This window comes from Spiroplasma diminutum CUAS-1 (assembly GCF_000439455.1).
Taxonomy (GTDB): Bacteria; Bacillota_I; Bacilli_A; order Mycoplasmatales; family Mycoplasmataceae; genus Spiroplasma_A; species Spiroplasma_A diminutum.
Map to the genome: position 1 here is coordinate 866,896 of NC_021833.1, position 14,313 is coordinate 881,208.

At 29.2% G+C, this 14,313-nt stretch carries 11 protein-coding genes; 1 reads left to right on the plus strand and 10 read right to left on the minus strand.

The features are described 5' to 3' along the window. Positions 1–6: 6 nt before the first annotated feature. From guaA to SDIMI_RS04100, 6 genes are all read right to left on the minus strand, one after another. On the minus strand, positions 7–1,548 hold the full coding sequence (gene guaA, locus SDIMI_RS04075; RefSeq protein ID WP_020836720.1) for a glutamine-hydrolyzing GMP synthase: 1,542 nt from the start codon (positions 1,546–1,548) through the stop codon (positions 7–9). Between the two features lie 162 nt (positions 1,549–1,710). Continuing rightward, on the minus strand, positions 1,711–3,603 hold the full coding sequence (gene lpdA / locus SDIMI_RS04080) for a dihydrolipoyl dehydrogenase (protein ID WP_020836721.1): 1,893 nt from the start codon (positions 3,601–3,603) through the stop codon (positions 1,711–1,713). A gap of 13 nt (positions 3,604–3,616) precedes the next feature. Then, positions 3,617–4,954 carry a dihydrolipoamide acetyltransferase family protein gene (locus SDIMI_RS04085; protein ID WP_020836722.1) on the minus strand — a complete coding sequence of 446 codons (1,338 nt, stop codon included), beginning with the start codon at positions 4,952–4,954 and terminating at the stop codon, positions 3,617–3,619. Positions 4,955–4,977: 23 nt separating this feature from the next. Beyond that, positions 4,978–5,967 carry an alpha-ketoacid dehydrogenase subunit beta gene (locus SDIMI_RS04090; protein ID WP_020836723.1) on the minus strand — a complete coding sequence of 330 codons (990 nt, stop codon included), beginning with the start codon at positions 5,965–5,967 and terminating at the stop codon, positions 4,978–4,980. Continuing rightward, positions 5,967–7,079, minus strand: coding sequence for a pyruvate dehydrogenase (acetyl-transferring) E1 component subunit alpha (gene pdhA / locus SDIMI_RS04095; protein WP_020836724.1), 1,113 nt, complete (start codon positions 7,077–7,079; stop codon positions 5,967–5,969). Before pdhA ends, SDIMI_RS04090 begins: the two co-directional genes overlap by 1 nt. A 9-nt stretch (positions 7,080–7,088) precedes the next feature. After that, entirely contained in the window at positions 7,089–8,084 is a 996-nt protein-coding gene (locus tag SDIMI_RS04100) for a lipoate--protein ligase (RefSeq protein ID WP_020836725.1), read from the minus strand. A gap of 179 nt (positions 8,085–8,263) precedes the next feature. Between SDIMI_RS04100 and SDIMI_RS04105 the strand changes: the two genes are divergently transcribed. Continuing rightward, positions 8,264–9,136, plus strand: a complete 873-nt coding sequence (locus SDIMI_RS04105; RefSeq protein ID WP_020836726.1) for a Cof-type HAD-IIB family hydrolase — start codon at positions 8,264–8,266, stop codon at positions 9,134–9,136. 27 nt (positions 9,137–9,163) lie between these two features. Here the strand turns inward: SDIMI_RS04105 and pepF are convergent, their stop codons facing one another. The 4 genes from pepF to tuf form a co-directional block, all read right to left on the minus strand. Further along, positions 9,164–10,942 carry an oligoendopeptidase F gene (gene pepF / locus SDIMI_RS04110; protein ID WP_020836727.1) on the minus strand — a complete coding sequence of 593 codons (1,779 nt, stop codon included), beginning with the start codon at positions 10,940–10,942 and terminating at the stop codon, positions 9,164–9,166. 46 nt (positions 10,943–10,988) lie between these two features. After that, the gene (locus SDIMI_RS04115) at positions 10,989–12,326 is read right to left on the minus strand and encodes a M17 family metallopeptidase (protein WP_020836728.1); all 1,338 of its coding nucleotides are present in this window, start codon (positions 12,324–12,326) and stop codon (positions 10,989–10,991) included. A gap of 47 nt (positions 12,327–12,373) precedes the next feature. Continuing rightward, positions 12,374–12,961, minus strand: coding sequence for a GIY-YIG nuclease family protein (locus SDIMI_RS04120; RefSeq protein WP_020836729.1), 588 nt, complete (start codon positions 12,959–12,961; stop codon positions 12,374–12,376). 81 nt (positions 12,962–13,042) lie between these two features. Then, the gene (tuf, locus tag SDIMI_RS04125) at positions 13,043–14,230 is read right to left on the minus strand and encodes an elongation factor Tu (RefSeq protein WP_020836730.1); all 1,188 of its coding nucleotides are present in this window, start codon (positions 14,228–14,230) and stop codon (positions 13,043–13,045) included. Positions 14,231–14,313 lie beyond the last annotated feature (83 nt).

Below are 14,313 nucleotides of genomic sequence, written 5' to 3' on the forward strand. Positions count from 1 at the left end.
ATTCTCCTATTCTCATTCTATTGTTCCAGGAGGTTTTGAGGTAATATCATATACTACTCTATTTACTCCATCAACTCTATTAATAATTTCATTTACAACTTTATCTAAAAATTCTCAAGGTAAATGAGTACTTGTTGCTGTCATAAAGTCAATTGTATTGACACTTCTTAAAGCAACAACATAATCATAAGTTCTATTGTCTCCCATTACTCCAACAGTTTTGACGGGCAATAATGTAACAAAAGCTTGTGAAACTTCATTATATAAATTTGCTTCAATCAAATTAGAAATAAAGATATCGTCTGCTTCTCTTAAAATATCACATTTATCTTTTGTAACTTCACCAATTACTCTAACTCCAAGACCAGGTCCAGGGAATGGATGACGATCTATCATTAAATCAGGTATTCCTAATTCCCTTCCAACTGCTCTTACTTCATCTTTAAATAAATCTCTTAAAGGTTCTAGAAGTTCAAATTTTAAGTCATCAGGTAATCCACCAACATTGTGGTGAGATTTAATAGTTTTTGAAACATGTCCATTACTTGAAGATTCAATTACATCAGGATATATTGTTCCTTGAGCTAAAAATTTAGCCCCTTTCATTTCTCTTGCTTGTTCTGTAAAGACCTCAATAAATTTTTTTCCAATTGCTTTTCTTTTATCTTCTGGATCTGTTAAACCTTCAAGAACATTATAAAAATCCTGACTTACATCAACAAGTTTAATATTCATATCAAATTCTTTATTGTATAAATCCATAACTTTCTTTGCTTCATCTTTTCTTAAAAGTCCAGTATCAACAAGTATACAAGTTAACTGTTTTCCAATTGCTTTTGATATTAAAGCTGCTGCAACTGATGAATCAACTCCCCCAGATAAACCTAAGATAACTTGTTCATCACCAACAGTTTTTTTAATAGTTTCAATCTTGCTGCTAATGAATTCACTCATTTCTCAATCTTTTTGACATTTTGAAATGTCAAATAAGAAATTTTCTAGCATTTGAGTTCCTTGTTCTGAATGAGTAACTTCGGCATGAAATTGTATACCATATATTTGCTTTTCACTATTCTCAATTGCTGCAACTGATGAATCAGAGTGAGCAATTTGCTTAAATCCTTGTGGTAATTGTGTTAAGTGATCTGCATGACTCATTCATACTTGTGTTCCATCACTAATATTTTTAAATAATAAGCTAGAAGTATCATCTAAAAATAGACTTGCTTTACCAAATTCTTGTGAATCTGCTAATTCAACTTTTCCACCAAACATTTCAGTTATCAATTGCATTCCATAACATACTCCAAGTATTGGAACATTTAAATTGAATAATTCTTTATCAATTGTGTATGCTTCACTTAGATAAACACTATTTGGTCCTCCAGATAATATAATTGCTTTTAAATTTATATATTTTTCTAAATCAGCTTTTGTTTTATCAAAAGGTATAACTTCAGCATAAACATTTAAGTTTCTAACTCTTCTTGCTAATAATTGAGTATATTGACTTCCAAAATCTAAAATAAGTATTTGTGTATTTGACATATATTTAACCTTTCACATAATCCTGTGGGATTCAATTTTCCTTTTATTATACATTAAATTGTAATGTATAAGGTGTATGGACTTATACAATTATTATATTCCCAGGATAATTATCTATATTAGATAAAAATAAAAATATCTTATTAAAAGATATTTTTATTTTTAAAAGTTAATTGGTTTTCCAGATTCTAATGCTTCTGCAGCTTCACCAATAGCTTCACTTAATGAAGGGTGCGGGTGAATTGCTCTGGCAATCTCTGAAATTGTAGCTTCTGATTCCATAACTGTTGTTATTTCTGAAATCATATCAGTTGCAGTATTTGAAATAATATGACAACCTAATACCTGTTTGTATTTTGGTTCACAAATTAATTTTACAAATCCTCCAGTATTCCCATCAGCTAATGCTTTACCAATTGCAGCAAATGGGAATTTATATACTTTATATTCAGTTCCAGCTTTTTTAAGTTCATCTTCTGTTTTACCAACAGCTGCAACTTCTGGATATGTATATATACAACTTGGAACTCTATCAAAGTTCATAGTCATATCTTCAGCATGATCATTTCCCAATCTTTTTGCTATTCTATTTGCAGCAATAATTCCTTGATGGGAAGCAACATGGGCTAACATCATTTTTCCTGTAACATCACCAATTGAGTAAACTCCATCAATATTAGTTTCACAGTATTCGTTAACGTTAATATGTCCACGTTCGTTCATTTCTAAATTAATGTTTTCAAATCCTTCTGTTACAACTTTACGTCCAACAGATTGTAAACAATAATCTGCTTTAATTTTGTATTCTTTACCATCTTTTTCATATATAACTTCATTTTTACCAAATGATTTTGTACTTACACCATAAATTATTTCTAAGTTTCCTCTAGAAATTAATTCTTTTGTCATTTCTTTTGAAACATCACTATCTAGCATTTCTAAAATAGTTGGTAAGAATTGTAATACTGTTACTTTTGTACCAAGTCTCTTATAAACACAAGCAAATTCAATACCAATAACTCCTCCACCAATAATTACTAATTCCTTAGGTATTTTTGGTAATGATAAGGCACCTGTTGAATCGATTAATCATCCAGATTCAATAGCTTCCTTAGCTCCTGGTAAATTGAAATGATTTGGAACACTTCCTGTTGCAATAATTAAATTGTCACATGTATATTGTTTTCCATTAACTTCAACTGTGTTCTTATCAATTGCTTTAGCAAAACCTTCAACTGAAGTAACTTTGTTTTTTTTCAATAATCCTTTAACTCCAGTTGTTAATTTTCCAACAACATCATCTTTTCTGGCTTGAATTGCTTTTCAATCAGCTTTAACTCCAGTTACATCAACTTGAATACCATATTTATCAGCACGCTTTGTAATTTGCTCATATAGATAAGCTGATTTAAGTAAAGTTTTTGTAGGAATACATCCGATATTTAGACAAACTCCTCCATAATTACCTTTTTCTGCTATCATAGTTTTTAATCCTAATTGCGCACATTTAATAGCAGATACATATCCCCCAACTCCGGCTCCAATTACAATTACTTCAAAATGATTTTCTGGATCTTTTGCTATAAATTTAGGTGCTGGTTTTAAATCTCCGCCTTTACCTGGAACAAGTCCTGGCATATTTACATTATTTACAGCATTCATTATTGTTTCAGCTGCTGATTTTTTAGGTGGAACTTCTCTAGTTCTACCTCTTGAAAGTAAAGCATTTGAAACTGGTGTTGCTCCAACAACTGAGGCATTTTCCTCAGCAGGTTCTTCAGCTTTAATCTCAGTTTTTTCTTCCTGAGGTGCATCACCTTTTCCATCATCAATTTCTATAACAACATCACCAACATTAATTTCTTGATTTGCTGAGATTAAAATTTTTGCAATTTTTCCATCAACTGGTGCATAAATATCTGAAGTAACTTTATCAGTTTCAACATTAAAAAGAGCATCACCCATTTTAACTTCATCACCGATTTTAACTAAAACTTCAGTAACTGTACCTTCTGTTAAACCTTCTCCAATATCTGCGAATTTTACTTTAAACATATTTCTAATTCTCCTAAACTAATAGAGTTGCAGGATTTTGTAAATAGTAAGCTATTCTTGTTAAAAATCTTCCTGCATCTGCTCCATCAATTACTTTATGATCTGCAGTTATTGAGAATGGCATATAATCTCTAACTTCAATTTCATCATTAATAACCCCAGGAGCTCTTGTAATTGTTCCAACTCCTAAGATTGCTGATTCAGGAAAGTTTACAATTGGTGTTGCATAATCTAAACCAACTGCTCCAAAGTTAGTAACTGTGAAAGTAGCTCCACTCATTTCTGAGGATGCTAATTTTTTACTTCTTGCTTTTATTGCAAGGTCATTTATTTTTACAGCAATTTGTAAAACACTTAATTTATCTGCACCTTTTATTACAGGTACCATTAAACCATCTGGTGTATCACATGCCATACCAATATTAATTTGTTGTGCAAATTTTGTTGCTTTATTTTCTTCATCAATTCTTACATTTAAATTTGGCATATCTCTCAAAGCATTTGCACTAGCTTTAATAATAAATGCTAAGTAAGTTAATTTAACTCTTAATGAATCTGCATGACCTTTAAGTTGTTTTCTAATATTTACTAATTCAGTAATATCTAAATTTCTTAATCCAGTAAATCCAGCAACTTTTTCATGAGCGGTTGCCATAGCTTTAACAGTTGCTTTTCTAATTGGATTTCATGGTTTTGATTCAAATGTTAAAGGTTCATTAATTTCAGGAACTGAAATTAATGGATTTGAGTAATCAATTGCTGGTCCCTTTTGAGCAACCATTTGAGGTGCAGTTGGTGTTGAAGCAACTTGTGGATTTGCTGAGAATGACTCAACGTCTGCTACTAAAATTCTTCCATTTGGTCCTGATGGACTAACTTTTGAAAGATCAACTCCCATTACTGCAGCAACTTTTCTTGCTAAAGGTGATGCTTTTACATCAACATTGCTATTATCAATAATGCTTGGTTGATTTGATAGTGATTGGTTTGGTGCAACTTCTCTTGCTATTCTTGATATAACTTCATTTGAAACTGGTGTTGCTCCAACAACTGAAGCATTTTCCTCAACAGGTTCAACTTTAGTTTCAGCTTTTGGCTCTTCAACAGAATCACCTTTTCCATCATCAATTTCTATAACAACATCACCAACATTAATTTCTTGATTTGCTGAGATTAAAATCTTTGCAATCTTTCCATCAACTGGTGCATAAATATCTGAAGTAACTTTATCAGTTTCAACATTAAAAAGAGCATCACCCATTTTAACTTCATCACCCATTTTAACTAAAACTTCAGTAACTGTACCTTCTGTTAAACCTTCTCCAATATCTGCGAATTTTACTTTAAACATATTTCTAATTCTCCTATTACTATTTAAAATTTGTAATTTAAAATTTCTTCCATTTTAACAAGTATTTTTTTTGGATGAGGTTGGTGATAAGCTTCACCAGAATCAAATGGTATAACAATGTCATAACCTGTACATCTCATTGAAGGTGCTTTTAGATATTCAAAACATTCTTCATTTACTGATGCAATAATTTCTGATGAAACTGAAAATGATCTAATAGCTTCATGAACTACTAATAATCTTCCAGTTTTTTTAACAGATTCAAAAATCATATCTCTATCTCATGGTTGAATTGAACGTAAGTCAATTAATTCAATTGTAACATCTGGATTATTTGCTTCAAATTCATCGATAGCTTTTTGACAATCAACTGTTTGTGCACCATAAGTAACAACTGTTAAGTCATTTCCTTCTTGAATTTTGAAAGCCTTTCCAATTTCTACAGTATAGAATCCTTCTGGAACTTCTTGTTTGAAAGCTCTATATAATTTTGTTGGTTCAAAAACAATAACTGGATCTGGTGATTCAATTGCTGCTAATATTAAACCTTTTGTATCATAAGGAGTTGAAGGACAAACTACTTTTATTCCTGGAGTATGTGCATACATTGCTTCCATTGCCTCAGAGTGCAATTCAAGAGCTCTAATTCCTCCACCCATAGGCATTCTAATAACAACAGGAGTTGGATATTTCCCTCTTGTTCTATTTCTCATTCTACCCATATGTCCTAAAATATTTTGTAATGATGGTCATCCCAGACCTTCAAATTGTAATTCAACAACTGGTTTCATTTTATTTATAGCCATACCTAAAGCTACCCCGGCAAATACAGCTTCTGAAATTGGAGCATCAAAACATCTTCTTTCTCCAAATTTTGCTTGTAACCCTTCAGTTGCTCTAAATACTCCACCTTCGTAACCAGCATCTTCTCCATAAACTACTACGTCATCTCATTTTTCCATTGCAACTTCAAGTGCTTCTGAAACTGCTTTAACATTATTTAATACTTTCATTAATGGTGTCCTCCTTTAGCTACTTCTGGATATTTTGTAAAGAATTCTTTAGCTTCCTTATACTGTCTTTCTAATTCTGGAGTTTTTTCAGCAAATTGGAAGTTAAATACATCTTCTAATTCATAAGATTTATTTGCTTCTGCTCAATCAAACTCTGCTCTAATAAATTCATCTTGTTCTTTATCTAAAGCTTCTTGTTTTTTGTCATCTCATAATTTTTTATCAACTAAGTATTTTTTCATTCTAATTAATGGATCTTTTGTAAGTGCTTCTTCAAATTCTGGTTTAGGTCTATAAATATCTGGATTATCTGATGAAGAGTGAGCTCCTAATCTATAAGTATCACATTCAATAAATACTGGTCCATTTCCTGCTCTTGCATATTCAACTGCTTCTTGAGCAACTGCATAAACTGCTAAAAGATCATTTCCATCAACTTTAATTGAAGGCATACCAGTTGCAAGACCTTTAACTGCTATATTTAATGATTTTGTAGATTTTTTATATGGTGTTGAAATAGCTCATTTATTATTTTCACAAACAAAAATAACTGGTAACTCATGTAATTTTGCAAAGTTCATTGCTTCATAAGTTTCTCCTTCACTCATTCCACCATCTCCTGTAGTAGTAACTGCAACACCATCTGTTCCTCTATATTTCTCTGCAAAAGCTATACCTGTTGCTTGAGAAAATTGAGAACCAATAATAATATTTGGTGGCAATGAATTTACACCTTCAGGTGATTGTCCTCCATATTCATTTCCCATTCAATAAAGCATAATATTTTTCATTGGCATTCCAACATTTAATCATGCAGCATTGTTTCTATAACCTGAAGCAAATCAATCTTTACCTTTAATTAATGGTAAAGTATAACCAATTTCTGATGCTTCTTGTCCTGTTGAAGAAAGGAATGATAACAATCTCCCTTGTCTTTGAGCTTTATTTTGAAAGTCATCTTGTCTTCTTGAAAGATTCATCATTTTATATGCTTCAACCATTTCTTTTTCAGTCATTTTAGGCATTAATTTTTCATCAATAATTTTTCCGTCTTTATCCATTACACGAACAATTTCGTCCTTTAATGGATCAAATTTTCCTATAAATTTCATTTTTACCTCCTATTGTATTAATAAATCCAAGATATCTTGGGTTGTAAAGTTTTCTCCAAATATTGCCTTAATATTTGAATTTTCCAACGCCTTTTGCAAGGCAAATGTTTCATATTTAACTTCTATTAAATTTTGTTCAACTTCTTCTGTTCCTTCAAACCCTAAGAAGTCTCCATAAAATTTGGCTCCTTTGATAACTCCTTGTTCTATTCTTAACAGAACCTCAACAGAACCTTTACCTTCAAGCCTTTGTTTATTTCTATAATCAAAATCTGCATTTTTTGCATAATTTCAATCAGAATTTTTGAATTTTGATTCACTAAGAGATTTAATTTCATCAATCTCTTCTTGACTTAATTCAATAGTATTAATTTCGTTTAATCCTTTATATGTTTCAATTAATTGATCCATAAAAGATTGAATATCAATTTTTTCTTCAACCTCAGAATTAACATTTGTAACTCTTGCTGCAATAGACTTTATATTCTTTGAAAGAATTTTTGCTCTATCAACAGTTAAATAATTTGTCAATTTATCTAAATTTGAATTAAATAATATTGTTCCATGTTGTAAAAATCTATCTTCATATTTTCACATTGCATTTCCAGATATTTTTTTTCCATTTAATTCAATATCATTTCTTCCAGAAAACTTAGCTGGAACACCTAATTTGTTTAATGTGCTAATTACAGGTTCTAACATTGTAGAGAATAATGAAACTGCAGTATTATTTATATCAGTGTATATAATACTAAAGTTCATATTTCCTAAATCATGAAATACAGTTCCTCCACCGCTATTTCTTCTAACAATATTCACAGAATCCTTTTGTGCGTTTTGTAAGTTTATTTCTCAAGCTGCATTTTGGTTTCTACCAACAACAATTGTGTTGTCATTTTGTCATAAAAATAGAATAGGCTCATCGTATTTTCTTGTTTTTACAAAATATTCTTCTGTAGCTAAATTAAAAGCTGGATCAACACAAGAAGTCTTATATATAAACATTCGTATACTTCCCTTCTATACTCTTATATTTTAAAACTTTTTTCTTTAATTTGGGGAAAATTTTTAATATATGAAATTTTTTTTCAAAAATTTTCCAAAATTAATTAAAAAAATGATTTTTTGTTATTAATTATGTACCATTATTAAGTAATCAAATAAAAAGTAAGGAATTGGTATAAATGCAACTACAACACTTATCAAAAAAAAGATTAATTTTAATAGACTTAGATGGTACTGCTTTAATGTCAAACGGTGAAGAAATTCATTCAATCACGAGAAATGCATTAATTAAAGCAAGGGAAGAAGGTCATGAAGTTTGTATAATAACTGGAAGACCTCATAGAGCAAGTATTAGATTCTACAATGAGCTTGGATTAAATACACTTTTAACAAATTTTGATGGTGCTCATATACACGATCCAATTTCAAAAAAATTTAAAAGAATTGTTTTTCCAATAAGTGAAGAAATTGTTATAGAAATAATGAATCACCCAAAAATTAAAGCTAGTATTTCAAATATACTAGTTGAGTCTTATAATAAGGCAATGGTTAAAGAAAGAGATGAATTCGTTGAAAATTTCTTTCATTTAGATGATGTAGCTGATGATGAATATAAAGTAATAAACCCATATGAAAATTGACAAGGAGCTGCAACAAACGTTGTTTTATTTATTGATACAGAAGATAATAAAGATGAGGTTTTAAGAGTTCTTGAAAAATTTAAAAATACAATAAAAATACAATCAGGAAATGTTTATGGAAATTTAAGCAATGCCTCAAAATTGATGGTTACTTTGACAAATAAAATTGTTAATAAAGGTTTTGTAACTGATATTTTAGCTCAATATTATAACAAAGATATACGAGATGTTATTGCATTTGGTGATCAAATGAATGATTATGAAATGATACAAAAAGTAGGATATGGTGTTGCTATGAAAAATGGAAACACTGAGCTTAAAAATATAGCTGCAGGTATTACAAATTTAACCAATGACGAAGGTGGAGTTGGAGAATATTTAGAAAAACTTCTTAGAGGACTAGAAGTATAAAATAAAAAAACTGGAATTTCAGTTTTTTTATTTTATCATTTTTTCTAATTCTAGAACTAATCTGTCAATCTCTTCTACTAATGGTAAATAAGTTTCCTTATTGGTAAAATCAATACCAACTTCTTTTAAAATATCCAAAGGTTTTTTTGAACCTCCCTTTTTTAAAAAATCAATTATACTGTTTTTATTCCCATTTTTAAAATCATTATATATTTTAAAACTTGCTACTAAATCAAGTGCATATTTATAAACATAAAATGGTGATTGAAAGAAATGAGAAATATATGGTCATGAATATTTTGAATCATCTTTATCATCAAAATCATCATATCCAAATTCATTTTCCTTTTGTATATATAAATTATTTAATACTTCAGTTGTAATTGGCTTTTCTTCTTCAATAAGCTTATGTGCACAATATTCAAAATCTGCAAATTGAATTTGTCTGTAAAAAGTTGAAATTAAATCAAACAATCTTTGTTGAACTAAATATTTTTTCTCTTCAAGATCATTTGTAGTTGAAAATAAATGGTCAAACAACAAGTGTTCATTAAAAGTTGAGGCAACCTCAGCCAAAATAATGGGGTAATTATTCAAAGGATATTTTTGAGATTCGTCTGCAAATAAAGTATGTATTGAGTGTCCAATTTCATGAGCTAAAATATTTACAGAACCAAGTTTATAATCTCAATTCATTAAAATTATTGGTTCAACTCCATTTCCTCCAGATGAATATGCACCATCTGATTTATTTTCATCTTCAAAATAATCAATTAAATTATCTTTAAAAGCGATATTCAATTTTGATACGTATTCTTCTCCTAGTACATTGAGTGATTCCTTTACAATATTAATTCCATCTTCAATTTCAAATGTTCTATTATAATTTTTTGTTATTTTTAATAATCTATCTGTTGAATAAAATTTATCAAATTTATAAGCAGTTTTTATTAAATTATTATATTTTTTAAAAGAACCTATAGTCTCTTTACCAAAATCTATTAATTTAAGATAAATTTCTTCACTTACTTGATCATCGAATAAATTCATTTCTAGAATTGATTTATATCCTCTTACATTTTTATTTTCGTTTTGTTCTTGAATTATTGCCTCATATATTTTTGCAAAACTATGCTTTCTTAAACTAAAGTTATTAAAGTATAGTTCTTGGGCTTCTTTTCTCTTTTCTTGATCTTCTAATGGTTTTGAATCCTCCATTATTTCTCTATAAATAGTTGAATTAAGTTCAATTTCTTTTTCATTTCAAATGATTTTATTATTTTGTCTATCGGCATATGCAAGTGAATCATATAGATTACCAACAGCACTTCTACTTCTAGAAAGTTTACTCATTAACTCTTCTTCAGTTTTTGAAAGAATAAATTTTGAAGATTTAAAAAAGGTTTCAAAACGATAAATGAAACTTTCATTTTTAGTTTCTTTTAATCAATTAATTATTTTTTCCTTACCTATTTCTTTAAATTCATTTAATAAAAAGGAAGTTTTTATACTTGATAATTGATAAAAATCCTCCAAAATAGAATTTAACTCCTGATTTTCATTATTCGTTTGGTCAATATCAATTAAGTGAGCATATTGATTTAATTTTGCTAAAATTAAATCTTTTTCTTTTTCTAAACTTAAGTAATTGATGAAATTTTCCTTTTTATTTAAATTATCTTTTAACTTTATAATTTCATCATCAATTTTATTTATTTTGTCTAAATCCTTTTTTCAATCATTAAAACTTTCATATAAATGTGAGAAATTTCATTTGTATTTTTCTTGTGCTTCTTTTCTTTTCATAAATCTATTATATAAAATAAAAAATCTCTAAACGAGATTTTCTTTACTATTTGTTTAATAATTCAAACATTGTTTTCAACATTGGTGCTCTACCACGTTTATTTGCATCAGCTGTTGCTGCAATGTCTAAGTGTATATATTCTTTTTCTTCTGCAAATGAATCCAAGAATGCAGCTGCAGTTGATGAACCAGCTTCTCTACCTGGTTCTGAATTTGTTAAGTCTGCAATTTTTGAAACTTGCATTGCTTTTAAATGTTCTCCAATTAAAGGTTGTCTTCAAATTGATTCTTGACCTTTTACTGCTGCTTTTTCAAATTCAGAATAGAATTCATCATTTTTTGAAAATGTTCCTGTAAATCATCTTCCTAAAGCTATAACAATAGCCCCTGTTAATGTTGCAACTGTAATTGCTCTGTCAGCTTTTGCTTCTCTTACTGCATAAGTAATTCCATCAGCCAATACTAATCTTCCTTCAGCATCTGTATTATTAATTTCTACAGTTTTACCATTCATTGATTTAATTACTGATTCTGTTAATGTTGCTTTTCCACCAATTCTATTGTCTGTTAAAAGTGCAACTGAAACAACATTTGCTTTTGCTTTTGATTTAGCAAGCGCCATAACTGTTGAAGAAACAATTGCAGCTCCTGACATATCAAATTTCATATTATCTAAAAAGTTTGAAGGTTTTAAATTATATCCCCCTGAATCGAATGTGATTCCTTTTCCAACTAAAGCTGTTCTTTTTTGTGATGGATCTGAATTATATTCCATTACAACAACTCTTGGTTCAACATTACTTCCAGCATTAACTGCAAGTAATAATCCCATCCCCATAGACTCTATTTGTTTTTTATCATAAACAGTAACTTTAATATCACTAATTTCTTTAGCTTTTTCTGCTAATCTATTTGCAATTTCAACTGATGTTCCAATGTTTGGTGGTAGATCTTGTAAATCTCTTGCAAAATTTAAGTATTCCATTTTAATTGCTGATGCTTCATAAATTGAATTAAATTTAGCATCATATACAAAATTAAATGATTTTGGATTTGAATCTTTTTCTTTCATTTCAAATTCTTTGTGTGCTCCAAACATTACTGTTTCAACAACTTTTTGAAATGCGTCATTTGCGTTTTCAAATTTTGAAGCAAATGATTCAACATCAATGTTTAAATCATATTTACTTGATTTAATAATTGTTTCTAATGAATTACCTAAATCAATAAGACAAGGTTTATCACTTAAAAAGTAATATAGTGTATTTTCTTCACTAATTAATGTTGTAGCTCCATTTTCTTTTACAATTAAATCATTCAAATTATCTTTTGAATTAACTGCTTTTAATGTTAATGTAAATTGTTTTGCGTTATTTGTTATCATTTTTAATTCTCCTTTTAATTTACAAGTTAATAATATCACTTTTTTAATTACTTTATTAGAAAGGTGGTTTTACATTCCTTATTCTTACAATTTCCATAAATTAGTAATTTTAATTTTTCAGAATTCTTATCATATGCTAATCGACTCTTTACACATCCATGATTATTTGGACATCTCATTCTTCGACTAACTAATTTTGAATTTAAAGAAAAGAATTTAGATTTTGTTGCATATATATAATACGTTTCTTTCATTAATCTTTTATTTTGATCTTCAATTTCATTTAAAACAAGAAAAGTAATATCTTCTAAATTTTTAACTCTCTTTCTTATTTTTGAATATAGCTTATCTTTACCGTTCAAATAACCATTAATATGTTGTTTAAATCTTAAATAAACATTTTTAGATTCTCCAATATAACAAAACTTTGGTTTATCATTTATTATTGAATAAAGTAGATAAGTACCTGAAATAATGTCATTTCTATTTTTAATATCTAAATAGGTTAATTTAGTTCTATTATATTCAAATTTATTTATTAATTTTATTAAATAGTTTTCAGAAAATTTCTTAATTCTTATGTCTCATGAGTACTTAGTTTTATATATAAATTTATATTGTCTATCTATATCCATAATAACTCCCTCTTGATTAATATTATTATAGAATAAAATCAAAAAAATTCCCTAACAGGAATTTTTCATTATTTATTTAAATTATTCAACAATTGAAACTACTGTTCCAGCACCAATAGTTCTTCCACCTTCACGGATTGAGAATTTTGTACCTTGTTCAACAGCAATTGGTTTGATTAATTCAATAACTAATTCAACATTATCTCCAGGCATAACCATGTCTGTTCCACTTGGTAAGTGAACTTCTCCAGTAACGTCTGTAGTTCTAAAGTAGAATTGAGGACGGTATTTGTTAAAGAATGGTTTGTGTCTTCCACCTTCTTCTTGTGTTAAAGCATAAACTGATGCATTTAATTTTGTATGAGGTTTAATTGTTCCTGATTTTGCAAGAACTTGTCCACGTTCGATGTCGTTTCTGTCAACCCCTCTTAATAATGCTCCAACGTTATCTCCAGCTTCAGCAAAGTCTAGTAATTTTCTAAACATTTCTAATCCTGTAACAATAACTTTTTTACTTTCTTCAACTAACCCAACGATTTCAACTTCGTCGTTTACTCTAACTACTCCTCTTTCAACTCTTCCAGTTGCAACAGTTCCACGTCCTGTAATTGTAAATACATCTTCAACAGGCATTAGGAAAGTTTTTTCTGTATCACGAGCTGGTGTAGGAATGTATGCATCAACTGCAGCCATTAATTCTTCTACTCTTTCAACTCATTTTGCGTCTCCGTTTAATGCTCCTAAAGCTGATCCACGAATAACTGGTGCTCCATCTCCATCGAAATCATATGCAGATAATAAATCTCTAACTTCCATTTCAACTAAGTCAATTAATTCTTCGTCATCTACCATATCACATTTGTTTAAGAAAACAACGATAGCTGGTACTCCAACTTGTCTTGATAATAAAATGTGCTCTCTTGTTTGAGGCATTGGTCCATCAGTTGCAGCAACAACAAGGATTCCACCATCCATTTGTGCAGCTCCTGTAATCATGTTTTTAACATAATCGGCATGACCAGGACAGTCTACGTGTGCGTAGTGTCTGTTTTCTGTTTTATATTCAACGTGAGAAGTATTAATTGTAATACCTCTTTCTCTTTCTTCTGGTGCATTATCAATGTTTGCGTAATCTTTGAATTCTGCTCCACCTTTTTCTGCTAATACTTTTGTAATTGCAGCTGTTAAAGTAGTTTTACCGTGGTCAACGTGTCCGATTGTTCCAATGTTAACGTGAGGTAAACTACGGTCAAATGCTTCTTTTGCCATGTTTTTTCATTCCTTCCATTTGGTTCTATTTATATTTATTGCGACCAAGTGTCCTAATAATTATAAATACATTTTCTTTAAAG